The sequence below is a fragment of the Arsenophonus endosymbiont of Aleurodicus floccissimus genome (assembly GCF_900343025.1).
Lineage (GTDB): Bacteria > Pseudomonadota > Gammaproteobacteria > Enterobacterales > Enterobacteriaceae > Arsenophonus.
This window is the reverse complement of record NZ_OUND01000005.1, coordinates 110,869-134,270: the sequence shown is the minus strand read 5'-3', so window position 1 is coordinate 134,270 and position 23,402 is coordinate 110,869. Positions and strand designations below refer to the sequence as shown.

At 29.8% G+C, this 23,402-nt stretch carries 32 protein-coding genes and 7 pseudogenes; 4 read left to right on the top strand and 35 right to left on the bottom strand.

What is annotated here, in order from left to right:
• Window positions 1-67 precede the first annotated feature (67 nt).
• The 33 genes and pseudogenes from ARADI_RS14225 to ARADI_RS14085 form a co-directional block, all read right to left on the bottom strand.
• A complete protein-coding gene (locus ARADI_RS14225; protein WP_119712453.1) occupies window positions 68-322 on the bottom strand; it encodes a hypothetical protein in 255 nt (84 codons plus the stop codon).
• Window positions 319-525 (bottom strand): hypothetical protein, encoded by a 207-nt coding sequence (locus ARADI_RS14220; RefSeq protein WP_119712452.1) that lies wholly within the window; start codon window positions 523-525, stop codon window positions 319-321. Before ARADI_RS14220 ends, ARADI_RS14225 begins: the two co-directional genes overlap by 4 nt.
• A 48-nt stretch (window positions 526-573) precedes the next feature.
• A complete protein-coding gene (locus ARADI_RS14215) occupies window positions 574-1,029 on the bottom strand; it encodes a hypothetical protein (protein ID WP_119712451.1) in 456 nt (151 codons plus the stop codon).
• A 449-nt stretch (window positions 1,030-1,478) separates the two neighbouring features.
• On the bottom strand, window positions 1,479-1,646 hold the full coding sequence (locus ARADI_RS14210) for a hypothetical protein (protein ID WP_182853273.1): 168 nt from the start codon (window positions 1,644-1,646) through the stop codon (window positions 1,479-1,481).
• A gap of 411 nt (window positions 1,647-2,057) precedes the next feature.
• On the bottom strand, window positions 2,058-2,315 hold the full coding sequence (locus tag ARADI_RS14205) for a hypothetical protein (protein ID WP_147392421.1): 258 nt from the start codon (window positions 2,313-2,315) through the stop codon (window positions 2,058-2,060).
• A 164-nt stretch (window positions 2,316-2,479) separates the two neighbouring features.
• Window positions 2,480-3,007 carry a hypothetical protein gene (locus ARADI_RS14200; protein ID WP_119712449.1) on the bottom strand — a complete coding sequence of 176 codons (528 nt, stop codon included), beginning with the start codon at window positions 3,005-3,007 and terminating at the stop codon, window positions 2,480-2,482.
• Window positions 3,008-3,037: 30 nt separating this feature from the next.
• Window positions 3,038-3,568 carry a SycD/LcrH family type III secretion system chaperone gene (locus tag ARADI_RS14195; protein ID WP_119712448.1) on the bottom strand — a complete coding sequence of 177 codons (531 nt, stop codon included), beginning with the start codon at window positions 3,566-3,568 and terminating at the stop codon, window positions 3,038-3,040.
• A gap of 110 nt (window positions 3,569-3,678) precedes the next feature.
• The gene (locus ARADI_RS14190) at window positions 3,679-3,822 is read right to left on the bottom strand and encodes a hypothetical protein (protein WP_182853272.1); all 144 of its coding nucleotides are present in this window, start codon (window positions 3,820-3,822) and stop codon (window positions 3,679-3,681) included.
• Between the two features lie 35 nt (window positions 3,823-3,857).
• The gene (locus ARADI_RS21285; RefSeq protein WP_369407055.1) at window positions 3,858-3,998 is read right to left on the bottom strand and encodes a hypothetical protein; all 141 of its coding nucleotides are present in this window, start codon (window positions 3,996-3,998) and stop codon (window positions 3,858-3,860) included.
• Window positions 3,980-4,186: an EscU/YscU/HrcU family type III secretion system export apparatus switch protein gene (locus tag ARADI_RS14180; protein WP_119712446.1), complete on the bottom strand. Its 207-nt coding sequence runs from the start codon at window positions 4,184-4,186 to the stop codon at window positions 3,980-3,982. The genes ARADI_RS21285 and ARADI_RS14180 overlap by 19 nt, the downstream gene beginning before the upstream one ends.
• A gap of 147 nt (window positions 4,187-4,333) precedes the next feature.
• Window positions 4,334-4,703 (bottom strand): annotated as a pseudogene (locus ARADI_RS14170) (EscU/YscU/HrcU family type III secretion system export apparatus switch protein).
• A 9-nt stretch (window positions 4,704-4,712) separates the two neighbouring features.
• Window positions 4,713-5,402, bottom strand: coding sequence for a type III secretion system export apparatus subunit SctT (sctT, locus tag ARADI_RS14165; protein WP_255420751.1), 690 nt, complete (start codon window positions 5,400-5,402; stop codon window positions 4,713-4,715).
• 90 nt (window positions 5,403-5,492) lie between these two features.
• Window positions 5,493-5,747, bottom strand: a pseudogene (locus tag ARADI_RS14160) (EscS/YscS/HrcS family type III secretion system export apparatus protein).
• Between the two features lie 12 nt (window positions 5,748-5,759).
• Complete coding sequence (locus ARADI_RS14155) at window positions 5,760-6,422, bottom strand: EscR/YscR/HrcR family type III secretion system export apparatus protein (RefSeq protein WP_119712442.1); 663 nt, start codon at window positions 6,420-6,422, stop codon at window positions 5,760-5,762.
• Between the two features lie 34 nt (window positions 6,423-6,456).
• The gene (locus ARADI_RS21280) at window positions 6,457-6,651 is read right to left on the bottom strand and encodes a FliM/FliN family flagellar motor switch protein (RefSeq protein WP_119712441.1); all 195 of its coding nucleotides are present in this window, start codon (window positions 6,649-6,651) and stop codon (window positions 6,457-6,459) included.
• Window positions 6,652-6,654: 3 nt separating this feature from the next.
• Window positions 6,655-6,975 (bottom strand): hypothetical protein, encoded by a 321-nt coding sequence (locus ARADI_RS14145; protein WP_182853270.1) that lies wholly within the window; start codon window positions 6,973-6,975, stop codon window positions 6,655-6,657.
• A gap of 117 nt (window positions 6,976-7,092) precedes the next feature.
• Window positions 7,093-7,305, bottom strand: coding sequence for a hypothetical protein (locus ARADI_RS22175; RefSeq protein ID WP_500782740.1), 213 nt, complete (start codon window positions 7,303-7,305; stop codon window positions 7,093-7,095).
• A gap of 78 nt (window positions 7,306-7,383) precedes the next feature.
• Window positions 7,384-7,629, bottom strand: a complete 246-nt coding sequence (locus tag ARADI_RS21895) for a SpaN/EivJ family type III secretion system needle length determinant (RefSeq protein ID WP_182853269.1) — start codon at window positions 7,627-7,629, stop codon at window positions 7,384-7,386.
• 460 nt (window positions 7,630-8,089) lie between these two features.
• Window positions 8,090-8,311 carry a hypothetical protein gene (locus ARADI_RS14135; protein ID WP_119712438.1) on the bottom strand — a complete coding sequence of 74 codons (222 nt, stop codon included), beginning with the start codon at window positions 8,309-8,311 and terminating at the stop codon, window positions 8,090-8,092.
• Between the two features lie 21 nt (window positions 8,312-8,332).
• Window positions 8,333-8,500 (bottom strand): InvB/SpaK family type III secretion system chaperone, encoded by a 168-nt coding sequence (locus ARADI_RS14130; RefSeq protein WP_119712437.1) that lies wholly within the window; start codon window positions 8,498-8,500, stop codon window positions 8,333-8,335.
• 6 nt (window positions 8,501-8,506) lie between these two features.
• A pseudogene (locus ARADI_RS20070) lies at window positions 8,507-9,355 on the bottom strand (FHIPEP family type III secretion protein).
• Between the two features lie 29 nt (window positions 9,356-9,384).
• Window positions 9,385-9,966, bottom strand: a complete 582-nt coding sequence (locus ARADI_RS20305; RefSeq protein ID WP_305000208.1) for an FHIPEP family type III secretion protein — start codon at window positions 9,964-9,966, stop codon at window positions 9,385-9,387.
• Complete coding sequence (locus ARADI_RS20300; RefSeq protein WP_305000207.1) at window positions 9,966-10,130, bottom strand: FHIPEP family type III secretion protein; 165 nt, start codon at window positions 10,128-10,130, stop codon at window positions 9,966-9,968. Before ARADI_RS20300 ends, ARADI_RS20305 begins: the two co-directional genes overlap by 1 nt.
• Window positions 10,063-10,401, bottom strand: a pseudogene (locus ARADI_RS20295) (FHIPEP family type III secretion protein). Before ARADI_RS20295 ends, ARADI_RS20300 begins: the two are co-directional and overlap by 68 nt.
• A 166-nt stretch (window positions 10,402-10,567) precedes the next feature.
• A complete protein-coding gene (locus ARADI_RS14120) occupies window positions 10,568-10,717 on the bottom strand; it encodes a hypothetical protein (protein WP_182853268.1) in 150 nt (49 codons plus the stop codon).
• A 43-nt stretch (window positions 10,718-10,760) separates the two neighbouring features.
• A complete protein-coding gene (locus ARADI_RS21275) occupies window positions 10,761-11,201 on the bottom strand; it encodes an HrpJ domain-containing protein (protein ID WP_119712528.1) in 441 nt (146 codons plus the stop codon).
• Window positions 11,198-11,575 carry a hypothetical protein gene (locus tag ARADI_RS14110; protein ID WP_147392420.1) on the bottom strand — a complete coding sequence of 126 codons (378 nt, stop codon included), beginning with the start codon at window positions 11,573-11,575 and terminating at the stop codon, window positions 11,198-11,200. Before ARADI_RS14110 ends, ARADI_RS21275 begins: the two co-directional genes overlap by 4 nt.
• 226 nt (window positions 11,576-11,801) lie before the next feature.
• Complete coding sequence (locus tag ARADI_RS14105) at window positions 11,802-12,233, bottom strand: secretin GspD/PilQ domain-containing protein (RefSeq protein WP_119712435.1); 432 nt, start codon at window positions 12,231-12,233, stop codon at window positions 11,802-11,804.
• Window positions 12,234-12,369: 136 nt separating this feature from the next.
• Entirely contained in the window at window positions 12,370-12,582 is a 213-nt protein-coding gene (locus ARADI_RS21270) for a secretin N-terminal domain-containing protein (RefSeq protein ID WP_119712527.1), read from the bottom strand.
• A gap of 33 nt (window positions 12,583-12,615) precedes the next feature.
• The gene (locus tag ARADI_RS14095) at window positions 12,616-12,990 is read right to left on the bottom strand and encodes a hypothetical protein (protein WP_238149496.1); all 375 of its coding nucleotides are present in this window, start codon (window positions 12,988-12,990) and stop codon (window positions 12,616-12,618) included.
• Between the two features lie 6 nt (window positions 12,991-12,996).
• Complete coding sequence (locus tag ARADI_RS14090) at window positions 12,997-13,269, bottom strand: hypothetical protein (RefSeq protein WP_147392418.1); 273 nt, start codon at window positions 13,267-13,269, stop codon at window positions 12,997-12,999.
• A 164-nt stretch (window positions 13,270-13,433) separates the two neighbouring features.
• Window positions 13,434-13,568 carry a hypothetical protein gene (locus ARADI_RS20060; protein ID WP_255420737.1) on the bottom strand — a complete coding sequence of 45 codons (135 nt, stop codon included), beginning with the start codon at window positions 13,566-13,568 and terminating at the stop codon, window positions 13,434-13,436.
• A gap of 853 nt (window positions 13,569-14,421) precedes the next feature.
• Complete coding sequence (locus ARADI_RS14085) at window positions 14,422-14,610, bottom strand: winged helix-turn-helix domain-containing protein (RefSeq protein WP_119712430.1); 189 nt, start codon at window positions 14,608-14,610, stop codon at window positions 14,422-14,424.
• 1,697 nt (window positions 14,611-16,307) lie between these two features.
• Here ARADI_RS14085 and ARADI_RS14080 point away from each other — a divergent pair.
• The 3 genes and pseudogenes from ARADI_RS14080 (at window position 16,308) to hemB (ending at window position 19,924) form a co-directional block, all read left to right on the top strand.
• Window positions 16,308-17,357, top strand: a pseudogene (locus tag ARADI_RS14080) (trans-sulfuration enzyme family protein).
• A 26-nt stretch (window positions 17,358-17,383) separates the two neighbouring features.
• Window positions 17,384-18,802, top strand: coding sequence for a Na+/H+ antiporter NhaC family protein (locus ARADI_RS14075; protein ID WP_119712428.1), 1,419 nt, complete (start codon window positions 17,384-17,386; stop codon window positions 18,800-18,802).
• 160 nt (window positions 18,803-18,962) lie between these two features.
• Window positions 18,963-19,924: pseudogene (hemB, locus tag ARADI_RS14070) on the top strand (porphobilinogen synthase).
• Here the strand turns inward: hemB and ARADI_RS18900 are convergent.
• Both ARADI_RS18900 and ARADI_RS18895 read right to left on the bottom strand, forming a co-directional pair.
• Window positions 19,869-20,126, bottom strand: a complete 258-nt coding sequence (locus ARADI_RS18900) for a CrcB family protein (RefSeq protein WP_369407054.1) — start codon at window positions 20,124-20,126, stop codon at window positions 19,869-19,871. The pseudogene hemB and the gene ARADI_RS18900 sit on opposite strands and share 56 nt — an antisense overlap.
• Window positions 20,127-20,131: 5 nt before the next feature.
• Window positions 20,132-20,332: a CrcB family protein gene (locus ARADI_RS18895; protein WP_238149495.1), complete on the bottom strand. Its 201-nt coding sequence runs from the start codon at window positions 20,330-20,332 to the stop codon at window positions 20,132-20,134.
• Window positions 20,333-21,047: 715 nt separating this feature from the next.
• On the opposite strand from ARADI_RS18895, the pseudogene hcp reads away from it, so the two are divergent.
• Window positions 21,048-22,663, top strand: a pseudogene (gene hcp, locus ARADI_RS14060) (hydroxylamine reductase).
• The last annotated feature ends 739 nt before the right edge of the window (window positions 22,664-23,402 follow it).

Here is a 23,402-nt window from a genome sequence, read left to right as displayed (position 1 = left end):
TCTTCGAAGAACATCTCTAATGCTTTTTTCACTAATGTGATGCACTTTTCATGATTTTTTTAGATATTTACGCTATTTCACTAAAAGTACGTTCTTGCGCAGAATCCATCTGTGATTGCCCAGATTTTTCTGCCTGCTCTGTTGCATGCTGTTGTCCTGCCATCTGACCCACCGATGCCGAATTTTGCTGTTCTTCATTTGACGCTACGAAAATTTTTTGTGCTTCGTTTTGCGCTTCACGTCCAGCCACCTGTGCAAACTGGGCTTTATTCTGAAATTCCTGAGATTTAGCCATCAAGCTTTCTACCGCTTCATTATTCATATCTGAACCACGAAGGCATTTAACGCCGCATTTCGATGTTCTATTACCGCTGCACTGTGTTTAACCGATTGAGTTTCATGAAGTTTCAGTGACGAATTTTGATTTTTTAAGCTCTTAATCGAACCAAAAGTTGCAGTACCCGCCATAGCAAGAGAAACCATTGCCGTTGTTATCGCTTGTTTCTGCCCTTCTTGAGCCGACATAACTGTATTACTAACACTTGATTTAATTGAATCATATGTGATCTTAGTTTACATATTGGCTAATTGACGACTAGTCTCTGATTGACTCAAAGCTGCCTTCACCATTGTCAGAAGTAAGCTATCCTGGTTACCTGTATAGTCATTCGCCAACTTTGTAATCTCAAAACGATTTATATTATCAGCAATACTTACAAGATCTTCATCTGATAGAGAAAAATTAAATAATTTTTCTTCCTTTTCAATATTGGTAAGTAAATCCTCAAAAGCATTTTTCACATCACTAGCTTGAACCTTTCCATAACTCTTAACATCTGGTCGTCGTATTACAGATTTTTCCGCTTCATCCTGGGTGGTATTATTTATTATATTGTGTATATTGATTGCTGATAGCGAAAATCCAGCTAAAGAAGTTTTTTCCTTATTTGAAATAGTATCGGTATCATCAATATTACGATCCGTTTGATACAAAATAGCTCTATTATCAGAAGTAATTATTGGTGTCATATTTTCCTCTTTAATTTAAGCACACATAGACTTAGTAATATATTTACCAGTATTATTTTGAGCAGTGATTATCTCTGTGATATTAGAAAATAATTTCATAATGCTGTCTTGCAGAAGTTTATAAGTTGTAAATAAATTCTTTGAATCATCCATTAAACGATCAATTTCATGCCGTTCAAACAACATATCAGCAGTGATCTTAGTTTTCTGGAGCTGAACATTGGCAACGTTAACGTTTAAACCTCCTTACGCAGCTGTATTGGTAAACATAATGACTTAATTACTCATAACTAATCTAGTTCCGGTAATTTTCATTAAACGATGAATTTTTTCTAGTGTACTTTAGTTTCATATTTTTAAATACAGATTTATTGATTTGCTGAGTTGTTTTTTCCATCATCGTTGAAATCTTACTGGCAATTTGTTCTAACTTTTAGTAATTTCATCAATTATTTTTTTACTACCGCTGATGTATGATTAGTTACATTTTTTACGGTGTTGGGAATAATTTTCTTTATTACCTGAACTATTGCTTGTTTAGCAACTTGTACCATTGAGGCAATAAAAGTTTGTGACATTTTTTCTAATAAAAAACTCTTTGCCGCCGATTTCGCCACATAAACTAAAGCAATAACGGCTGCAACCGCGCGACCACCGCCGTAACAATGCCCTTTGTTATCCCATATATATTAGTTCCTGCTGCCTTATCGATCTCTTTTAACAAACCGCCCAGTGGTGTGTACTCCAATATCGCATTAACAATTTTACCCTAACATCTCTATTAATGGAATAAAAACATGCTCCATTAACGGGCTCATGATCCTATCGGTTAATGATCGACCCGTCGCTTTTCAGCGATAAAATCTGCCGCTAATAACGCTACACCAACAGCCATCAAAGCAATTCCAGCGCCGCCAAATAACGCATTGACTGCCCCAAGAGCCATAACCAAACCACCAAAGGGTTTGCCCTACACATTTAGCTATTTTTTGCGTTTGTTCGGCTTTACGTACTGCTGGTCAAACTCTTCAGATTGGCGTTTGAATGATTAGCCATCGCCCGTTTACGATTAATCTCAAATCATCTTTTAATTTATCAACTGCACAATTACCTATATTGATAATTAGTGTTGATAAAATTTTTAACAATTCACCTGTATTTGAGAGAGTTTCTTTAATATGCTGTTCAATAGGTTTATCACTTTCTATTCTGTCTGCCGCTTTAAATTGACTCAATTTATTAAGCGCATGATTAATGAAACTCGTACATTGAGCTATATCTTTCATAGCAGTCTTACACTCATTTGAATACATCTCAAATGTGTTGTTTAATTAGACTAAGTCAGTTTCTTTTTGTTGGATAAATTCAGTAAGAGCATTAATTTCTTCTGCTAACTGGTTTTCTAAGGCCAAATCTTTATCAGTTAAGTTTTCTTTCAAATTTTGATAATCTATCTGTTTGTTATTTTTATTATTTTTTTAGTACTAAGTTCTTTTTCAAGCTCATTCTTACTCAATTGTAAACTTTCAAGCTTAATTTTCATGCTACTTAAAAGCGCTAATTGTTGTTGTTGATCATGATTCAACTTATCTATTTCATTAGATAATTGATTAGCATTTTCAGTCTTAACCTTTAATTTAACATTAAACAGTTCAATGCTGAGTTTTAATTTATCTCCTTGAAGCTCGACACTAATTTTTTGCATTTCAGCTAATACTAAATTACTTTTTTCTGACAGCGAAAGTTTAGGCTTTCTAATCTGCGGAATATCTATTGAATTATCGGATACATTTTTATTGTTAAACTCTAATGCTAGGATTAATTCTAATTTAGCTTTATTATTTAATTGAATACTTTTTTTGGGAGAAATAGTAATTTTATCTTTAATAACGCCGTCAATTTTATTAAAATAATCAGCATTGATATTTTCATTATTAAAAAAATTTTTTCTTATATTAAATGTATTTATCTCTCCCATATAATAAATCCTAATTAAAAATATAAAACATTAAAAAATTGCATTTTCTGTTTTAACTTCTGTTTCTGATAATCTAGCTTCTTTAATAACTTTTCGATATACTTCCGCTTTTTTTACTAATTTAATATCGGTACTTTCATTACAAACTAAATCAAAACAATAAAGTGCTTTAGCAATATCTCCCATTTGCAAATGGTATTGCCCTGAATAAAAAACCGGGCAATGATTATTTTTTGCCATTACATAAGATAAAGCATAAATATCACAGGCTTTGGCATAATCCTTTTTAAGCTGATAAACAACACCTAAGCCAATAAAATAATCAGCACTTTTTAGATCGTACATACATAGAAATTTAAAAAACTTTTCAGCTTCATCAAGCCTACCCTGTTGATAAAATTCATAAGCATGCGCATAAATATTCTCTATAACATTCTCATCTATTTCATAAATATCTTTTAGTGTGGCACCCGTATTCATAACTGTCAGAATAGTTTCTTCAAGACCAAAGCTACCTTGTTTATTCTGAGTAAGAGATATATTTTCATTATTATAGGGCATAGTAAATCTCCTGAATTACTATCTAGCATTCACTTTTACAATTAAAACAGATAAATAAATCGTGTTCACATAAATAACGCTCATAAAAAATGTTAATTCTTGTAAGTAACCTAGCTATCCCATGCATTTTCAACTTTTTGCAACCAACTTAAAATTTTAATTATTTTACCAATTTCCTCTAAATTAATAAAAGAATAAAGTTGATGGGTATTATATATTCGGCGCACTAATGCAATATTTTCTATTACCGGCACGCCCTCTTTTCAGCATAGGCGCGAGTAGCCAGTGCTCATTGATTCTTCTCTAATACTGAGACCATTTGTATAGCAACTATTTGTGGATTTAGATAGACACCAATAATGACATGTGTTGGATTAGCAATCATAAATTTTGAACTCTTAATATCTCTTTTTACTTGTTTAGATAAAATTTTGACATGTAATTCTTTTCTTTTTGATTTAATTTGATTTCAGGATTTCCTTCCTGTTCTTTATGTTCACGTTTAACTTCATTTTTATCCATCTTTAAATCTTTAACATGAATAAAATATTCTGCAACAGAATCTAAAATCAAAACAATAATAAAATAACGATAAAATCGATAAGTAACGTTTTCCATACTAAAAAACATCTTAAATATTTAAATAAATTTGAGCAAAAATAATTTTTTATTATTACCCAAATAAATATTGGTAACAGTAAAAAATATTAAGATAAATAAAAATGTTTTAATGAAATCTTTTATTATTCTAATATTGAATATTTTTTAAATCCCATTGATAGGATTTAAAGTATTAAAATCTAATTTTAATACTTTAGTTGTAATTTTAAATCCTGTCTGTGCCATCGTCGTAAGCATAATAATTAATATACATAAAAAAGAAAGGTAAAAAAACCTTTAATGCTATAAATAAAAGGATAAAAGTGTAATTTAATGCTGTAATACGATGATTATTTTTTAATGTATTCGCCAAAATATCTATTATGGCTGTGAAATTAATATAATTTGTCAAATATAAATAACATGAAAAAATAAGACAACTGATAACGAAATCTTTGCTTTTAAAACTTTTTCCTTTTTGAACTGCATCTTTTAACTTCTTAGGCGTTGGTTTTTCCGTTTTGTTTGCTGACATAGTATTCCATTAGATACTTTTTTCAATTAATTTAAAAGATATTTGCTCCATAACTAATACCGTTTCGCTAAAAAATGAAGAAAAATAGATCATCAGTATAGTAAAACAAATTAGACTCTTAACAGTTAAAGCAATAGAAAATGGATTTAATTGAGGTGTATATCGACCAAGTAACCAAAGCATAATTTCAATGGCCAAAAAAATAATAATTAATGAACTCGCTAATATTATCGCTTTTGAAATTGCATAAGAAATAAAAGTTAAAATATTTGAATCTGATGGCAATTCCATTGAAAAAGGTAGCCACAAACGATAACTATAGTTATAAATTTCTAAAATAATTATAACCCCACCATTAGCTAAAAATAGTGTCACCGCGAATAAATTAAAAAAATTAGCTAGCTCGGATGTGTCTACACCATTAATATAGTCAATACTACTACTTAATGTCGCTCCTCTTTGATTATTAATAATATTTCCTGCTATTTGCAAAACACAAAAAGGTAAAGAAATAAAAATAGCAATCATTAATCCAATAATAGTTTCTTTTAGCAAGATGACTAAATAATTGATCGATTCAAATTGAGGTAAATCGTATGCATCACATGGCCATACACCCATAGCAATAAATAATAAAAGAGGAAATTTAATCGTGGAGTATAGAATATTATTAGATAAAAATGGAATAATATAAAATATTGGAAAAATACGCTAATCTACGAAAACTAAATGAGAAAAAAAACTATAAATATTAAAACAAAAATTAGTATCTATATGCATAATATTAAATCACGATAGTGCTAGCTTAATAACTTCATGAGCATAACTTAAGAGAACTTCGCTATACCAACCTGATAGTAAATATAAACATCCCATTACACCAATCCACTTTAATCCAAAAGGCAATGTCTGCTCTTGTAGCTGAGTTATTGTCTGAAAAAGTCAAAAAATTAGCCAAATAATAGTAGCGACGATGATCGTAAATAATGAAAAGATCAATATTAAACATAATGCCTTATTACTTGCAAAAATTATATTATTCATAAACTTTATATATTATCCTGTTGCTAGTTCAATATACTGGATTATCAATCCTTTTGATAACAATCTCCATCCATCTAAGAATATAAATAAAATTAATTTTATAGGAACAGATATTGTTACCGGACTCATCATCATGATTCCAAGTGATAATAAAATACTTGAAATAAGTAAATCGATAACAACAAATGGCAAATATAAATAAAAGCCGATAGTAAAAGCGCTTTTTATTTCACTTAAAGCATATGCAGGAAACAATGAAGTAATAGAGCTTTCATTACCATTTTCATATTGATCATAATTTCCATCATCCGACTTTTGATGTAACTTATCAAAAAATGACACTAATTCTTTATCTGAATATTTTATTAAATAATTTTTATATTCACCTAATCTAGAGTTTACTGAGTTAATAATAAAATAAATATCTTTATAATCAATATTAACCTTATTAAATTCTTGATAACTAGTTTTCACTACAGGTAGTAGCACAAAAAATGACAACGTTAATGCAACACCATTTAATACTATATTAGAAGGAATTTGCTGTAGCCATAAAGCGTTCCTAGCCATAATAAAAACAATAGAAAATTTTATATAGCATGTGCCAGTCGCTATAATAAATGGTAATAAGGCTGAAAACGCCAATAAGGTAATCAGAGAAATATCATTATTCATAATTTCTACTTTTACTCTCTATATTAACAATTGTTTATTTTTCGTTATGAAATAAATAAGTGATCTCTACACCCAATCTATCTTCAATCCAAATTATATTTCCTTTTGCAATTAAAAGCCCATTAGCAAAAATTTTAACATTATTTTCTGCGGCTAAGTCACATGGTAGTACCTTACCTTGAAAAATACTTTTCAATTCTGATAAAGGAATTTTATTTTTCTGTAAAATATATTAAAGTGTAATCGGTATATCACCTTTAGAGCTTAATTTATCGCTAGATTCTATTAGATTATCATCGTCATTGATTGTATTATCAATATTATCATTATAAAAATTTGTATTTATCATATAGACTCCATTATCGTTAGTAAAATGTCCGATAACTTTATTTTGAATAACCACATCATGTGTTTGCTGATTAACAAATAAAGTATCACCAACATTAACATTATTTAAAGTTAATACAGTTATATTGCTGAATCCGATTGTTAAAGTTAGTTCCACTGGGATGTGATCATATTTATATTTTTCTAATTTATTTACATGATTCAAGTTATTATCAACATCATGGATCCAGATATTACTATAATCTGTTCTAAGCATAGCGATGATATTTTTATAATCGCTATCATTACAATTAATTTTTCCATTACTATATAAAGTATTAAATTATAATTCAGAAGGTAAAAACTCATTTAATGTATAGCTATTTAAAAAAAGAGCTTCTAATTCGTCAAATTTCCAGGCATACATAGATAAACCGTTTAAATCTGGTTTTATTAACTCTAACCATTCTCTAAGATCTATGATCCCTTTCCAATTTTTATTGGTAGAAAAAGATAATAATAACTCTCCATTTGGTAATGGAAATCTTTTTTGAATAATTCCTTTTTTGCCAAGTAAATAATAATTGCTTTAAATTAATTTCTTTGTGGCTTTTTATAGGAAAATAATTTTTTATCATTCCTCATCCTCAAAGAAAATTTGGTATTTATCGCTTTTTTTATTAAATTCATCTTTATTATCTTTTCTTATAATAAGAATATTTTTTTCAGAGTGACTATTATTATTTAAATAACTGTAAATTCTATTATCAACAAATGAATCTGATAGGTTAAAGCTAAGTATCAGATAATATTGAAATTTTTTATTTATACTTATATCCACATAATGTGTTTTTTCCCATTTTTTGAAAAAATATTTCAACTATTTATTTTCATTAGAATTAATAAAATTATTTTTATACATTTATTTTTTTGTAAATTTTCCAGTGATGCTAGTTCTATTTTTTATTAAAAACTCTTTTAGATAAAATAAGTCTTGAATAGTAATTGCAATCAATATTACTTTTATAACTTATTGGCATTGTTTCATAACTTGGTGTTAAATTCATTTCTTGATAGTTAAATAAATTATTTGCGCTAATTTTTTTGTTCTGTCCACGAGATGCTAAACCAACAAAGTCAATTAAGTTAGTTATATAATCTATATCGATTATATTATTAATACTTAATTTATTGGCAATATTTTCCTTTTTTATAACACTATCTTCATGTTTTATAAGATGTATCTAGCCAAATTTTTTATCAGTTTGAACATATTTTTTATAATTACTAAAGTTATTGTTTTTTACTTCCTCTATATTTCCAGAAGCTTTGAATATTGACTAATTACTTATTATAATATTTTCTATGCTAACATCAGATAATCTTAAAGTGATATTATAAAGTTGATTATCTACTATTATATTATATTTTGCTTTATTTTTCATTAAGATATCAATTTCATCAAGATCATAACTATATCCGCCAGTCACGGTAAATAGGTATTCTTCCATTAATTTATTTAATATCTTTTCGCTTAATTGATAAATTAAATTACTGCTCACTTCGCAAAGAGGTTTCCAAAGTCATACACAATTATCATCAATACTTATATTGATATCTAATGAATCACTAAATTCTAAAGTAATCATTGAATGTTCATCAAAATCATAAATTAAATTTTTATCACAACCACTATGTGCTAGCGCATCACGAATTAATAAGGCAATATCAATATGGCATACTCTCTCCATTTAGTTTTAAATCGTTCTCAATACATTTACGGAAACCGTTTCTGTGAATTCATCAAAAGAAATAACATCCACATTGTTAAATTTATTTTCAACAAACTTTTTTAAAAATCTTCTAATATCAACTGAACATAAAATTACAAAATCATTATAAGATAACGGCATGTTATCTAATGCTAATGATATTTTATCTAATAAATATTCAGATTCTTTAGGTTCTAAATTCAAAAAAGCACCGGCTGAGGTATTTCGTATATTACTCCGAATAACTTCTTCATTTTCATTTGATAATAAAATAACATTTAAATTATTTCCTCGCGAAAATTTATGAAAAATATATCTTCCTAATGCACTACGAATATGTTTGACAAGTAAAATAACATCTTTCTATTTTGGCGCCTATTGTGCAATAGTTTACATAACTAATTTCATGTTTTTATTGATATTTTTTCATTAATTAGCCGTTGTAATATTTCTTGCTATTCTTTGAATAGTTGCATGCCTTACGACTTCCTTAATAAGATCTGGATACCTTTCTTCTAAATTATCAATTTCTTGCTTAGCTTCTTGTATACCAAAATATTCGTGTACATAACGAGTGAGTATATTGGCTAAATTAAAATAAATTTCATCTATATAATGGCGACATAAATATCCTATTTCTTTTATTTTTTCATAATCCGTTTCATTTATCAAAATATCATTATTAATAGTAATCCTGTCGATTCCAAGATGTTCAATTTCATCTTTCTTATTAATAAGACGATATCCATCATATCTAATATAAAATTGATCTGCTTTTATTTCATTCATTAATAGCACTATGGTATTTTCTTCTAAATCATCAGAATTACTGATTATGATATCAGGTAAGTTTATTCCATAGTCTAGATAAAATTTATTTTTAATTTGACAGAAACATTTTCTTTTTTTAAATTTTCAATTACGCTTTTATTAACAACCAAAATTAAAGGGATCGTTTCATTTGTTTTTTTATTAATCATCCCTTGATTATCTATCTCTAAGTCCGTTATTTCATCTTTTTCAATCAATGCCGTATCTTCTTTATTTAGTTTATTTCTTTTAAATTGAAGATAATACATACTATCTAATATTGCCGAAATCAATAAAAAAACAATAAAAGGAAAACCAGGTAAACTACCAATGCTCAATGCAATAATTGCTGAAATAATCAAAATTAAGGGATTAGTTAATAATTGGTTAATGATCGTTCTACCTAAGTTTTCATTATCACCATTAACTCTGGTAACAACAAAACCTGCCGCAACCACTATTAATAAAGCAGGGATTTGTGCAACAAATCCATCACCTACCGTCAAAATCGTATAGGTTGCTAAAGCATGCGAAAAATCCATATGATGTTGGCTAATACCAACACTAATGCCGCCAATAAAATTTATGAAGATAATAATAATACTCGCAATTGCATCACCTTTGATAAATTTCATTACACCATCAAAAGATCCATACAGCTGGCTTTCACGTTCGACAACACTGCACCGCGACGTTTAGCCTCTTCTGCATCAATAATACTAGAGTGTAGATCAGCATCGATACTCATTTGTTTGCCTGGCATACCATCCCAGAGAAAAACAAGCAGCAACTTCTGCAACACGTTCTGAACCTTTGGTAATAACCATAAATTGTACAATGGTAACTATGGTAAAAATGACAAACCCAACAACTAAATTATCAGCAATAACAAATTACCCAAATACAGTGACAATCTCCCCTGCATCAGCTTCACTTAATATTAATCGACTTGTACTGACGGTTAGCAATAATTTAAATAATGTAGTTATCAATAAAATAGCAGGAAATGATGAAAAATTTAGTATTCTATTTACATAAAACGAAGATAAAAATACTAATGCAGATAAAATAATATTTAACGCGATTAAAAAATCAACTAAATATAGTAGATAAGGGAATTACCAACATCGAAATGATGATAAAAACTAAAATTAATACAAACAACTCTGAATGTCTTTTTATTTCATTTAGAAATTTATTTATATTTACTCAAATATTATAGTGATTTATGCTATCTTAAATAAAAAAATTATTTAATTTTTCTATCAACTGCTCTTTTATTATTTCTTTATCATTCGTACTAATAAAAATACATAGTGGTAATTTTTTTATTAAATTATAAATTAATTGAGTTATTTTTCCTTTATCTTCATTACCACTATCCACTTTTAATAATAAATCTATAAAATCACCTGTAGCATTAGGTTCTTCAAGTACTCCAATAAAAAAATAATACTATGTTTAACTGCCGAAAGGGAATTGCTTTACTTTTATAATAGTTAATTAAAGATACAATAAAGAATTTATCACATGATTTTATTGTTTTTATTTGATTTGATCTTGACAAAAGATTGCCAAATTCTATTCGGCTACAACTGGGATAATTGGAATTAATATTAGTAATCGTTGCATTTTCAATAAATTGCAAAATTATTTTTCGATTTTCTGTTCCATAGGTTGAAATCCAGTTACCATAAATTTTTATCTCATATAAATCCGTTTCAATAAATTGTCGATAACTTTCACGCAGTAAATAGGGTTCAACATCTATTTTAGAGCTAAATATACGTGCTTTAAGAGCAACATTAATTCCTGATTTTAATCGTTTTTTATTCGTGCTTTGTTCTACATAACTTAATACATCTGTTATTTTCTTTCCTTTTTTTCATGTAGCATATTACGCCTAATTAAAGCTCGTAATACAATTACTAAATCACTATCATCAGTTATTAACTTTCTAAGCTGCGCTACTAAATTTTGGAGAGAAATTTTCGGCGCAGATAAAATATTTACCACTTTAGCGATTTCATCATCCAAAACATAGTCAAATTTATTACAATTTTCTAATTCACTTTTTTTAACTAATTCTCTTCTCTGTCTAGTTTGCGATAGTAATAGTGCTTTTCCTTGTTCATTACCAAATTTTTTTTGATTATATTGATGCCTTTCTTCAATTTTGCACTCGCTTTCATCATCGAGTGCCTCGTATCGATCCACTTTTTCCTGAGTATTTACTTTTTCCATAATTAATTTTCGTCTATGACGCAGCATGTACTGGACAATATTATTAGAATTATTTATGTTATTACTCATCAACGATTACTCGAAAAATTTGACATCCAATTTTCTAATTTATTATCAATATCTATCTTCTATTACTTTTTTAGCAAAATTTTCTGCGCTCAAACTTAAAGGATTAATAATCTCTTTAGGCTGTATAAGAAATACTCTCACCAAACTATCCTTTTTTTCAGTAGTATAGCGAAATATTATTACCTAAATAAGGAATATCTCCCGGTAATGGTATTTTTTCTTCTATATTTCTATGTTCATCACGAGTATAACCACCAATTAATAAACTTTTACTCTGAGTCACTCTAGCAATAGTACCAATATCTGTTCGTCCTATTTCTAGTAAATGATCAGTTAATTGTTGCCCTCGGCTTCCGTCTTGAACGGTAATCATTATTTCTATTTGATTATCAAGAGTGAACCTAGGTAATACGCTAATTGCTGTACCATAAGTAACATTTTTTAAATCTGTTACTCTTTCTCCAATCAATTTAGTATAAAAAGTTCGATTATTGTCAAATATTGCTGGAATATTTTCTTGTGTTAAAACCATTGACCAAAAAACAATATTTGCTTTATCATTCCTTGTTAATGCAAATATATCTGCCATAAAACTAACTATATCAATAGTGCTTGTTCCTGCATTTATCGATATACCTAATTTTTCCCAATATTAGCACCACCACTCCATTTTATACCAAGCTACTCAAGCGCTTTTTTTCTATATCAATAATCCATACCGATAGTTATATATGCCTTTTAGTGATATCTAGCTGTTCTACAATCTTTCGTAAATAATTTACTTGTTCTTTATTATCTTTTATTAATAAGCTATTATTACCAGAATTAAATATAATAGAAACCGCACCTGTATTTAACGATAAATCATCTGTTAGTGATGAATTATTATTCTGATTAGCTAAATCATCTTGATTTTTTTTAGCGTATGCGTTTTTAATTTTGCAATATTACTACTTGAAGCATCCATCAATTTATTTATTATTGATACCATTCCTGGAATAGTAAATATCATTAAGCCTATATTGATAATGACGATCATCTACAAATGTATTATATAATGGCACAATTGCTATTTTTTCTTGGCCATCGAAGCTTGTTGTAGTCACTTCATCTAAAAACTGAGCAGTATTAATTATCGTCTCAATATAGACTGGCGGTGGCCCAGATATATAAAATGAACGATTGTTACTACCTGAGCGTAATGGGTAACGTTCATCATACAGACCTGAATCTTTTAAAAAATTTTTTATCTCAGAAATTGTCGTATTATGTAAGGTAATAACAGTATCACGCATTTCAATTGCATCACAAATATATATTACTTGACTATTATCGTACCACATCAAATTAAGTTACTGAGTAATGTCTTTTAAAGTATCTAGCGGATATTTAAGATCAAAATCGCCAGTTATTTTCTTTTTTACAGCAAGCTGACTAACTACGATTGGTTTATTAATAACCGAAAATAAGGCATCAAAAATACAACGTATAGTTTCATTTTTAGCATTATAACCTGATTCGATATTTTGCTCTGATACAGCTTTAGAACTGGACAATAATATGAAATTTAAAAATACTAAAAAAATCAATATACTACTATCTTTTCTTATCAGTAATTTCTTCATCGGTGACACTAGATCCTTTACTTTGATAGTATCTTTTTAACCGGCTCGGACCTTATCCCAAAAAACTCTTCACTTCATCAGAAAAATGAGACAAATTGGAATAACTATATTTAAAAGCTATTTGTGTAATATTATTATTTTTATCGTTTAAATGTAATAACGCATTAACTAATCACCATTTTTTTTAACTCAGTTTTAGGCGAATTACCTAATGTATTTCCTGCTAATTTTCTAAAGTAAAAAACAGATAATCCATATTTGACACTCATTTTCTGTAATTTTTGGTTTCCTTCTAACATCGATTCTTCAAACATAAAACTGACAATATGATATTCTTCATTTTGGCGTAATAAAGAAGAAAACCTTTCTGCTTTTTTTCTTTATTAATTTGTTGATTCAAAAACCAATATTCAAGATTTTTTTTATAAGTATAAAAATTAAAATTAATAAAAGCAAAAAGGTAATTATTCTTAAAATTATGGATTTGATTATTTGCTTTATCAATGAAAGCCTGCATTTTAGCTAAATGTAAGATATTTTATTTTTTAACCTGATTTCACCCGATAGAATATCTATTTTAAAAGGTAAAATCATCATGATCACGCTTTCTCCAATATCGAAACAACAAATTTCCTGATTTTCTTTTGAACTAATACGAAGTTCTGTTTTACTTACTGCCGTAACATAATAAAAAACTGGATTTTATAATAAAATTTCGTCATATTTTATCCACACATATTCACTCTGCCCCAAAACTTGCTCCTTAACATGAAACCAGCTTCTAGCAAAAAACACGATCTCATTAAACCTTAAAATAACCCAAAGATCACAACCAAATTATGACGAAATCATGATTATTTACATTTAATGTTCAATGTTAAACGCTGAAAACTATCCTTTATTGTATTTGAAGAACAAATACCCTCTTTAAATACAGGTAATATTCTGCCAATACTTTGCATATAAAGTCCTCTTTGCCGCTTATCATGGTTAAGGAATTTCGTATAAATAATCATTCTTCGCATTTAAATGAATAAGTTTTACATCACTATTAAAACAATATCCTCTACCATAAATGGTTATAATCAAATTTTCCTGTTTAAACAATTTTCTCAATGAATATATGCAACGAACAACTGATTCATCCTTTACTTAGCCACCTTGCCAAACATAATCAACGATATCATCTTTCTTTATAATCTTTTTACTATTAGCCACTAGACAGCTTAATGCTATTAATTCTTTAGGTAGTACTGCAATAATTTCTCCATTTTTCATCAGCATTTCATTGCAATGCAATCGATAATCTAAAAATTGAAAAACTAAATCTTGATGTTTCATAATAAGCATCCTCTTCTACAACTTTATTTAATAGTCTAATTAATAGCCATCCTTGAAAAGGGTATCTATAATAAAATTGCTCTACACTATCTGTTATTCTACAAATTTTTTATTATTTACATTAAATAAAATGATTGAAGGTTAAAAAACTCTTACCACTAATATGAATAAATTTAAACTTTCTAATTCCATTATTTATAACTCCGTTAATGAAAACAAGCATCAGTATGATTTTTAAATAATAAAACATATAGGAAGTATAATAATATATTATAATAGTTTTCTATTACAAGAAAATATTAAAATCATATTACCTCAATTATGAAATTTGTTTTTATCGATCCGTTTACACATTATTGATAGCCTAAAACTATCAAAAAAAAATAAACGTAGGCAATGTATCTTTAAATTAGTCATAACATTTAATGCTTAAATTTATCTAAAATTAAACATTTTATTATCTTATAATAAATATTTTTAAACCTTTACAACAAAATATTCTTTTTTGATATTTTATTTGATAATAAATTTATTTTGTTATTATTCCTAAATATTTTATTAAATAAAATTTACTGTTATAAATTTATTATTACTTACACTCAACATTAATTTATTGACTAATAAAATAGTTTATTAAATATTTTTAATGATATCTCAATATATTTATGTTTGTTTTTTAAAAAAAAAGTAGATATAAAATACTTTTTCCCATTCAAATACAAAATTATACTAATAAATATATATTTTATATATACTACAGGCTTTTGTTTACAACTAATTAATTCATCATCTTTTAATGCTCCAATTTTTCTTATCATTCATTTTTTCTCTGTATAAAAATAAACTTAAATTTTAATAACTAATATTTCGTTCACTCTATAAAAATTAGTTATTCTTACGGCTTGCAACTAGCCACTAAATAGCCGCTTTCCTCTTATTATAAGTGATAATTTTTTAAGCTATTTTTTAATTTTCTTTAAACACTAATTAATGATAGAAATTATCTTTATAAGCTATCATTGATAGATTTTAACACTAAAATAAAATCAAAATATAACTATTTCACCTAACATGATAAATGGAAAATTATTTTATATTGTGAATAAAAATTTTATACAATAAAATTTAACTTACATTATGATTATGTATTATATAAACATTAATATAACAATATTTTATTTTTGTTTGGAAATACTTAATTGATTTTTATATAAAGACATTAATATCAAAACGCAATGAAAATAAAAGAATAGATGATTTTTAAAAATAATTCATAAGAATATTATAAAGTCTATATTTTCTTTTTAGTTATAAAATTTCTTATTTCCCAATATGTCATTATAAATACCAATTTTTTGGTAATTCAATATTATAAAAACAAAATATATATTATATTAACTAAAAAAATATAAAATATTTGTTATTTTATAAAATACGCAATTACTCCTTAGCATATTCATGTAAGATAAATACAGCAGTACAAATATATCAAATAGACCCTTTGGTTAACACAAATCTATTGTAATTCTATCCATTTATACAACTATACTTATTGTCATATAATGAATTAACACTGATTAGAAAAAATATAAGGATTATAATGGCAAAATTTTCAACTATTTTAATTCATGGTGGGAACCAACTTGATAAAGCTAATAACGCGCTTTTCCCCACTATCACCACAGTAAAGTAGTTTTATTCAACAAAATATTAATATAAATGGTGAAGTTAGCTACTCAAGAATTAAAAATCCAACTCGCTATACATACGAAACGTTACTTGCCGATATTGAAAAGGGTATTTATGCTACCGCAACCGCATCGGGTGTCGCTGCAACATTACTAGTATTAAATTTGCTACCACAAAACTCTCATATTATTGCCATGCAAGATTTCTATAGCGGTACTTACCGTATATTTAAAAAATTAATCAAAGAAACAAGTGGTCATCAAGTTGATTATATTGATCTCAATAATCTCCAACTAGTCAAACAGCATTTACGCAATAATACCCGTCTGATTTGGATAGAAAGCCCTACTAATCGGCTATTAGAACTTGTTGATATCAGTAAAATTTGTCAGTTGGCAAAAGAAAATAATATCATAACCTGTGTCGATAATACTTTTGCTACTGCCTGGAATCAAAAACCCCTTGAATTAGGCGCTGATATTGTCATCCTGTCTACTAGTAAATACATAGAAGGACATTCAGACTTAATCGGTGGTGCCGTTATCACTAACCAATCCACAATAGCCGATAAAATTGATGTTATTAAAATAACTATTGGTGCTATTGCTTCACCTTTTGATGCTTATCTTGCATTAAGGGGATTAAAAACTTTAGATCTTCACATGACAAGACAAGGCGCTAATGCGCTGACAATTGCCAAGTTTTTAAATAATCATCGTAATATCACAAAAGTATACTATCCAGGGCTATCAGATAATCCCCAGTATCATATTTGTCAGACACAAATGAAAACTGGTGGCGCTGTTGTTACCATCAACATTAATGGCAGTCGAGATAACGTAAAAAATATTATCAGCAAATTGCAATATTTTGTTCTGGCCGAGTCATTAGGTGGTGTTGAAAGCATGGTAAATCATTAAGCAACCATGTCCCATGCCGCTATGACTGAAGATGAAAGAGTAAAAATGGGCATTTACGATACAACATTACGTCTATCCGTAGGGATAGAAGATATTGATGATCTACTTAACGATTTAGAGCAAGCACTTAATTTTTAATACTCAGCTAGAGATAGGGTATCGCAATGAATGACTACGGAATTTGGACAGTAATTACGCCGCTTATCACTATTATACTCGCGATAATAACACGCCAAGTGATCTTATCATTATTGATAGGTATTTTAGTTGGTTATACCGTTATTAACGATCACAATATTTTGTTAGGCATTCCAGCAACACTAACTGGAATTATTGCTACTTTTGCCTCGCCCGGCAATACACAAACTATTATTTTTATTTTGTTAATTGGCGGAATTATACGGTTAATTAGCGTCACCGGAGGTGTTAGAAGTTTAGTATATTTACTAACCAATAAAACGCGTTTAATAAAAAATAAAAAAGCAATTCAACTGCTAGCCATGTTTATTTCAATAATCATTTTTATTGAGAGTTCTATTAATCAATTAGTCGCTGGGGCTTCCACTAAAAATATTGCTAGATATTATGGTGTTTCCGCAGAAAAAATGGCCTATATTATTCAAACCTCTGGTGTCTCTGTATGCTCTTCTGTCATGATCAATGGTTGGGGAGCGGCCATGATGGGGGTTATTGGTGTACAAATCTCTAAAGGTTTTATTTCAGGCGAACCATTCGAAATCCTTGCTACCGCTATGCCATATAATATTATGGCTTGGTTATCACTAGCTTCAGTACTATTTTATATCCTCACCGATTATTCATGGGGGCCGATGAAAATAGCTGAACAAAAAGCGATTGCCAATCAACATCGATCTCATCAGCCATCTTCCATTGCTGATGAGGAAGTCATTGATCATCCAGCAACCAACACTGTATTGAACTTTTTTATTCCTATTCTGGCAACGGTTTTAATGGTGCCTATCGCTCTATATATCACCGGTAATGGCGAGTTCACTAAAGGCAGTGGCTCAACCTCTGTTTACTGGGCAGTTATGTTTGGTACTTTAGTCTCGTTTATCTGGTTTTTAGCCCGCCGCATTTTGACGATCGAAAGTTTCTTTAAGGAAATTTATATCGGTTACGCCAGCATGATCAAAATTAGCTTAGTGATGATTTTAGTTTTTTTAATGGGCAATGTTTCTGCCGATCTTAATACTGGTGCTTATATTGCACAAATTTCTTCAGGCATGTTGCCGGCAGGGTTTTCGATAGCTTTTATTTTCTTAATCAGCGCTATCATGTCATTAGCAACCGGCACTTCATGGGGAACTTTTGCTATCATGATCCCAATTGGCGTGCAATTAGCGCTTTCCGTTAATATGCCTACTGAACTAATGATCGGAGCAGCGATTACCGGCTCAATTTTTGGTGATATGACTTCGCCAATTTCTAGCGACGCCATCGTTGCTTCAATGGCGACTGATTGTGATCATATTGAACATATCAGAACCCAGATGCCTTATGCTATTGTTACCGCAATAATCGTATTAATTATTTATCTCTATTTAGGATTCAGCCAATAAGACAAAATGGCATGCATATAGAAACAGCGCTATCAATAAAGATCTAAGATGAATTAATAACATTTATAATACGCTGCAAATATTATTATGAAAAAAATTATACGATTAATTATAATTTATGTAGCAATAGCAAGGAGAAGGTGTGCAATATCAACAGCCTATTCGTCGTTTAAGGCGATTACGTCAAACAGAAACAGTTCGCACTTTATTTAAAGAAACAATTTTAACGCTAAATGATCTACTATATTGCCCATTTTCGTAGAAGAAGAAATTAAAGATTATCAGCCTATTGCAACTATGCCTGGGGTTTTTCGTATCCCGGAACACAAGTTACCTTATGAAATCGAACGGATCGCTAAAGCCGGGCTCAAGTCAGTGATGTTATTTGGTATTTCCCATCATCTTGACGAAACAGGTAGCGATAGCTGGCAAGAGAATGGTTTAGTTGCCCGTATGTCAAAAGCCTGCAAGGATAGCGTACCCTATATGCTAGTCATGTCAGATACTTGTTTTTGTGAATACACCTCTCACGGCCACTGTGGTGTTTTAGGTAGCAATAGCGTTGATAATGACGCAACATTACTCAACCTCGGCCGACAAGCAGTCACTGCGGCAAATGCGGGTGCTGATTTTATTGCGCCCTCTGCCGCAATGGACGGGCAAGTCAGGGCAATTCGTGAGGCGCTGGATAAAGCAGGTTTTACTAATACCGGTATTATGTCCTATTCAACTAAATTTGCATCTAACCTTTATGGCCCTTTTCGCGAAGCGGCAGGCTCTTGCTTAATTGGTGATCGCAAAAGTTATCAAATGGATCCAATGAATCGTCATGAAGCAATTAGAGAATCATTGATAGATGAACAAGAAGGCGCTGACGTTTTATTGATAAAACCTGCTGGTGCTTATCTCGATATTATTCGTGATATTCGTGAGCGAACTGAACTACCATTAGCGGCTTACCAGGTCAGTGGTGAATTTGCCCAAATTAAATTTGCTGCTCAAGCAGGCGCGATTAATGAAATCGATGTTGTGCTAGAAACATTAGGTGCCATCAAACGTGCTGGTGCTAATCTGATTTTAAGCTATTTTGCGTTAGACTTAGCAGAAAAAGAGTGTGTTTAAGCAATTTATTAGGTTGACAAAAATTGTCAGATGCTAGCAATTCTAAATTAATCAGTATACCAAGGTAAGTTACCAATAAGGTACTAACCACATGAATTAAGATTTCCAAAAATCCATGATAGTAGCGCTGTTGCTGAAAGGAGAGCATAACTTCCAATGAAAAGATAGAAAAAGTTGATAAACCACCACAAAAACCAGTCATTACCATCAATCGCCCTCAGGTGATAGGGTATAATGGTTAGTAAAATAAGCAAAAGCAAGACCTAATATAAAACTAGCAATAACATTTGATAGATAAGTCCCTAATGGTAAAAGTGCAATTAATGGATTTAATTTGGTTGACAAAAGCCAACGTGAGATACCACCAAGCGCAGAGCCTATTGAGATCGCCAAAAAGATTTTAATCATAAATTATTTCATCCAATAGAATACATCATCAGCAATATTTTGGGCCATTTTTTCTTTAGTAGCAATCGCATTGATATAACAAATAATTAATAGTAAATAATACAATAATAATTTGTTAGCATTCCCAGTAGCTGGAAATTATGCCACACTACCGCCAAAATTGACGTCTTTGATCGCATTAATCGTGATAAGTTAAAATGATTTAAAGTGTATACCTCAATATCGTTATCTCTTTTCATTTGCCACCATAATTTTTGCGTTTCCAGTTAGCAACAGTGGTCAATTAGCGCTTAAGCATAAAACTTAATGATTAAAAGTAGAGGCATTAATTAAAGCGTAAAAATACCATTATAGTTGCATTAATACCCATCAATGAAAATGAAAGTATAGTGATAAACAAATAGATATTTTACTTAATAGTGGTGTAATGATAGATGCCTAGCCTTCACTAGCCTAGATATTAACGCTGTCGCTAACTTAACTAATGTTAGAAGCGTAATATTCAATGATAATAAAAAGCAAAATTCTTGGTTGCTTATTCCATTATTACTGTTAGATGCATTCCCTTTAACGCCAAAACTGTACTAAATCAATTTCCTATCAAGTTGTTTTAAAAATATATTTTCAACTGATTAGGCTGAAGTATAGTATAAACATGTATATAAAATACAAATTTAATGGAGTTAGCATGTTTTGTGTGTAATGTGGGCAAACGATATGTAGCCTAGCCGATAATGGCTGTATTTATACCCGAGGTGTATGTGGTAAAACAGCTGAAACATCTGATTTACAAGATCTATTGATCGCTGTGCTACAGGGACTATCGGCATGGACAGTTAAAACTTATCAAAACGGTATCATTGATCATCAAGTCAACCACTTTTCACCGCGTATCCTTTTTTCTACTTTGACTAATGTAAATTTTGACTCTTCGCGTATCATCGCCTATTACACGTGAGGCAATAGCCAAACGTGAGGCACTGAAAATCAAATGCTTAGCTAAAGATCCAACGATTTCTAATGGCCGAACTGCAGTTATTCAGTGACGATCCTAGCAAGTTACAGTATCAAGCAGCAGAATACGCGCTAAATAAAGATAAAGCGGTGATTGGTGAAAATATTCTTGGTTTACGTCTGCTTTGTCTGTACGGTTTGAACGGTGCAGCGGCTTATATGGAGCATACCAGAGTTCTCGGTCAATACAATAACGATATTTACACCAGTACCATAAAATTATGGCATGGTTAGGTAGCTTGCCATCTGATATGGATGCCTTATTGCAATGTGCAATGGAAATTGGTCAGATGAATTTTAAGGTAATGGGTATTTTAGATGCCAGTGCAACTAACACTTATGGCCACCCAATACCTACACAAGTTAACGTAAAACCCATTGCAGGTAAATGTATTCTAGTTTCAGACCATGATCTGAAAGATTCATACCACTTATTGCAACAAACTGAAGGTACAGGTATTAATATTTTCACCCATGGTGAAATGTTACCGGCACACCGCTACCCAGCAATACATAAGTTCAAACATCTGGCCGGCAACTATGGAGGTGGCTGGCAGAATCAACAAATCGAGTTTGCCCAGTTCCCCGACCCCATTATCATGACATCAAATTGTATTATCGATCTATTTGTTGGCAACTATGCGGGTCGTATCTGGAGCCGCAGTATTGTTGGATGGCCAGAGGTAAACCATTTGGAAGGTAACGATTTTAGCCCTGTGATTGCTATGGCACAGCAGATGGCAGGATTCCCATATAGTGAAATTGAACATCAGGTTACAGTTGGTTTTGGTCGCCGCACTCTGCTGGATGCAACAGATACACTAATTGAGTTAATTAGCAGTAAAAAATTACGTCATATCTTCCTTTGTAGGTGGTTGTGATGGAGCGCGCCCTAAGCGTAGCTATTTCACCAATTTTGCCACTCATGTGCCGAATGATTGCATAATTCTAACTTTAGCTTGTGGTAAATATCGTTTTAATAAATTGGATTTTGGTGAAATAGCAGGCTTACCACGCTTAATCGATGTTGGTCAATGTAATGATGCCTATGGCGCAATTATTCTTGCCATCAAACTGGCGAAAAAATTAGCGTGTAACGTGAATGATCTACCACTATCACTAGTTTTCTCCTGGTTTGAGCAAAAAGCGATTGCTATTTTACTCACTTTGCTGTCACTTGGCATAACTAATATCATAATTGGCCCAACGACACCCGCTTTCTTGACGCCAGATTTGCTCGCTATCTTCGAGAAGAAATTTGGTTTAAGAAAAATCACTAATGTCGAGCAGGATATGCAGCAATCGCTGTGTGTATAAGAATAAAAGATATCAATAGATACAATTAATTCAGGGAACGGCAGGCCGCGCCTTTGTTTAACGCTCGCGGGTTCAATTCTTTACCAATGGCGGTAACTTTATTGTTTTCACTTGAATTATTATTAATCTTTAATAAATTGTTTTATTATAAAGTTCACGATAAAATGTTTTTTTTAAAAAATCTATTTTACTCAAATAATTATTATTCAATAATATTTTATTTCGTCTATTTAATTTTTATTACGATCATATTGTTAAATAAAAAATTTTATAAAATATTAGTTATAAATATTAAATTTAAGCTATCAATATATTTAGTTCACCAAATTAACACAATAAATCATCTAGTTAATATCTTCAGCAAAAAAATAAAAGATGCAAAAAAACAAGATTGGATTTTATTTATTTTGTCACAAAAAACACTAGCTGTTGTTATTATTACTGTATTCTTTATATTTATTATAAAAAACAAAAATAATTGACTATGATGTTAGTTAAAATTTAATTTAATAATACTTCTTGCCAACGCCAAAATTGGCAACATATTTTCAAAAATTACTTAAAGGGAACAATATTTTTGTTGCAATTATTTCTATTTCGTTTAATGTTCAAAAAGATTATCAGTCGTCAAAATAGCTGATAATGAAAATAGTACATAACACCTTACGTTTAAAAAACCAAAATTGATGAGCATAAATTATATGTTTAATTCTTCACCAAATAAAAAATAACTTAGTAG

Coding starts and splice junctions, on each gene's coding strand:
- ARADI_RS14225 (WP_119712453.1), bottom strand. CDS start 322: ATGAATAATGAAGCGGTAGAAAGCTTGATGGCTAAATCTCAGGAATTT.
- ARADI_RS14220 (WP_119712452.1), bottom strand. CDS start 525: ATGTCGGCTCAAGAAGGGCAGAAACAAGCGATAACAACGGCAATGGTT.
- ARADI_RS14215 (WP_119712451.1), bottom strand. CDS start 1,029: ATGACACCAATAATTACTTCTGATAATAGAGCTATTTTGTATCAAACG.
- ARADI_RS14205 (WP_147392421.1), bottom strand. CDS start 2,315: ATGAAAGATATAGCTCAATGTACGAGTTTCATTAATCATGCGCTTAAT.
- ARADI_RS14200 (WP_119712449.1), bottom strand. CDS start 3,007: ATGGGAGAGATAAATACATTTAATATAAGAAAAAATTTTTTTAATAAT.
- ARADI_RS14195 (WP_119712448.1), bottom strand. CDS start 3,568: ATGCCCTATAATAATGAAAATATATCTCTTACTCAGAATAAACAAGGT.
- ARADI_RS14180 (WP_119712446.1), bottom strand. CDS start 4,186: ATGGAAAACGTTACTTATCGATTTTATCGTTATTTTATTATTGTTTTG.
- ARADI_RS14155 (WP_119712442.1), bottom strand. CDS start 6,422: ATGAATAATGATATTTCTCTGATTACCTTATTGGCGTTTTCAGCCTTA.
- ARADI_RS14130 (WP_119712437.1), bottom strand. CDS start 8,500: ATGGAGAGAGTATGCCATATTGATATTGCCTTATTAATTCGTGATGCG.
- ARADI_RS20305 (WP_305000208.1), bottom strand. CDS start 9,966: ATGAAATTTATCAAAGGTGATGCAATTGCGAGTATTATTATTATCTTC.
- ARADI_RS14110 (WP_147392420.1), bottom strand. CDS start 11,575: ATGGAAAAAGTAAATACTCAGGAAAAAGTGGATCGATACGAGGCACTC.
- ARADI_RS14105 (WP_119712435.1), bottom strand. CDS start 12,233: ATGGCAGATATATTTGCATTAACAAGGAATGATAAAGCAAATATTGTT.
- ARADI_RS14090 (WP_147392418.1), bottom strand. CDS start 13,269: ATGAAGAAATTACTGATAAGAAAAGATAGTAGTATATTGATTTTTTTA.
- ARADI_RS20060 (WP_255420737.1), bottom strand. CDS start 13,568: ATGTTAGAAGGAAACCAAAAATTACAGAAAATGAGTGTCAAATATGGA.
- ARADI_RS14085 (WP_119712430.1), bottom strand. CDS start 14,610: ATGAAACATCAAGATTTAGTTTTTCAATTTTTAGATTATCGATTGCAT.
- ARADI_RS14075 (WP_119712428.1), top strand. CDS start 17,384: ATGAATGACTACGGAATTTGGACAGTAATTACGCCGCTTATCACTATT.
- ARADI_RS18900 (WP_369407054.1), bottom strand. CDS start 20,126: ATGACTGGTTTTTGTGGTGGTTTATCAACTTTTTCTATCTTTTCATTG.
- ARADI_RS18895 (WP_238149495.1), bottom strand. CDS start 20,332: ATGATTAAAATCTTTTTGGCGATCTCAATAGGCTCTGCGCTTGGTGGT.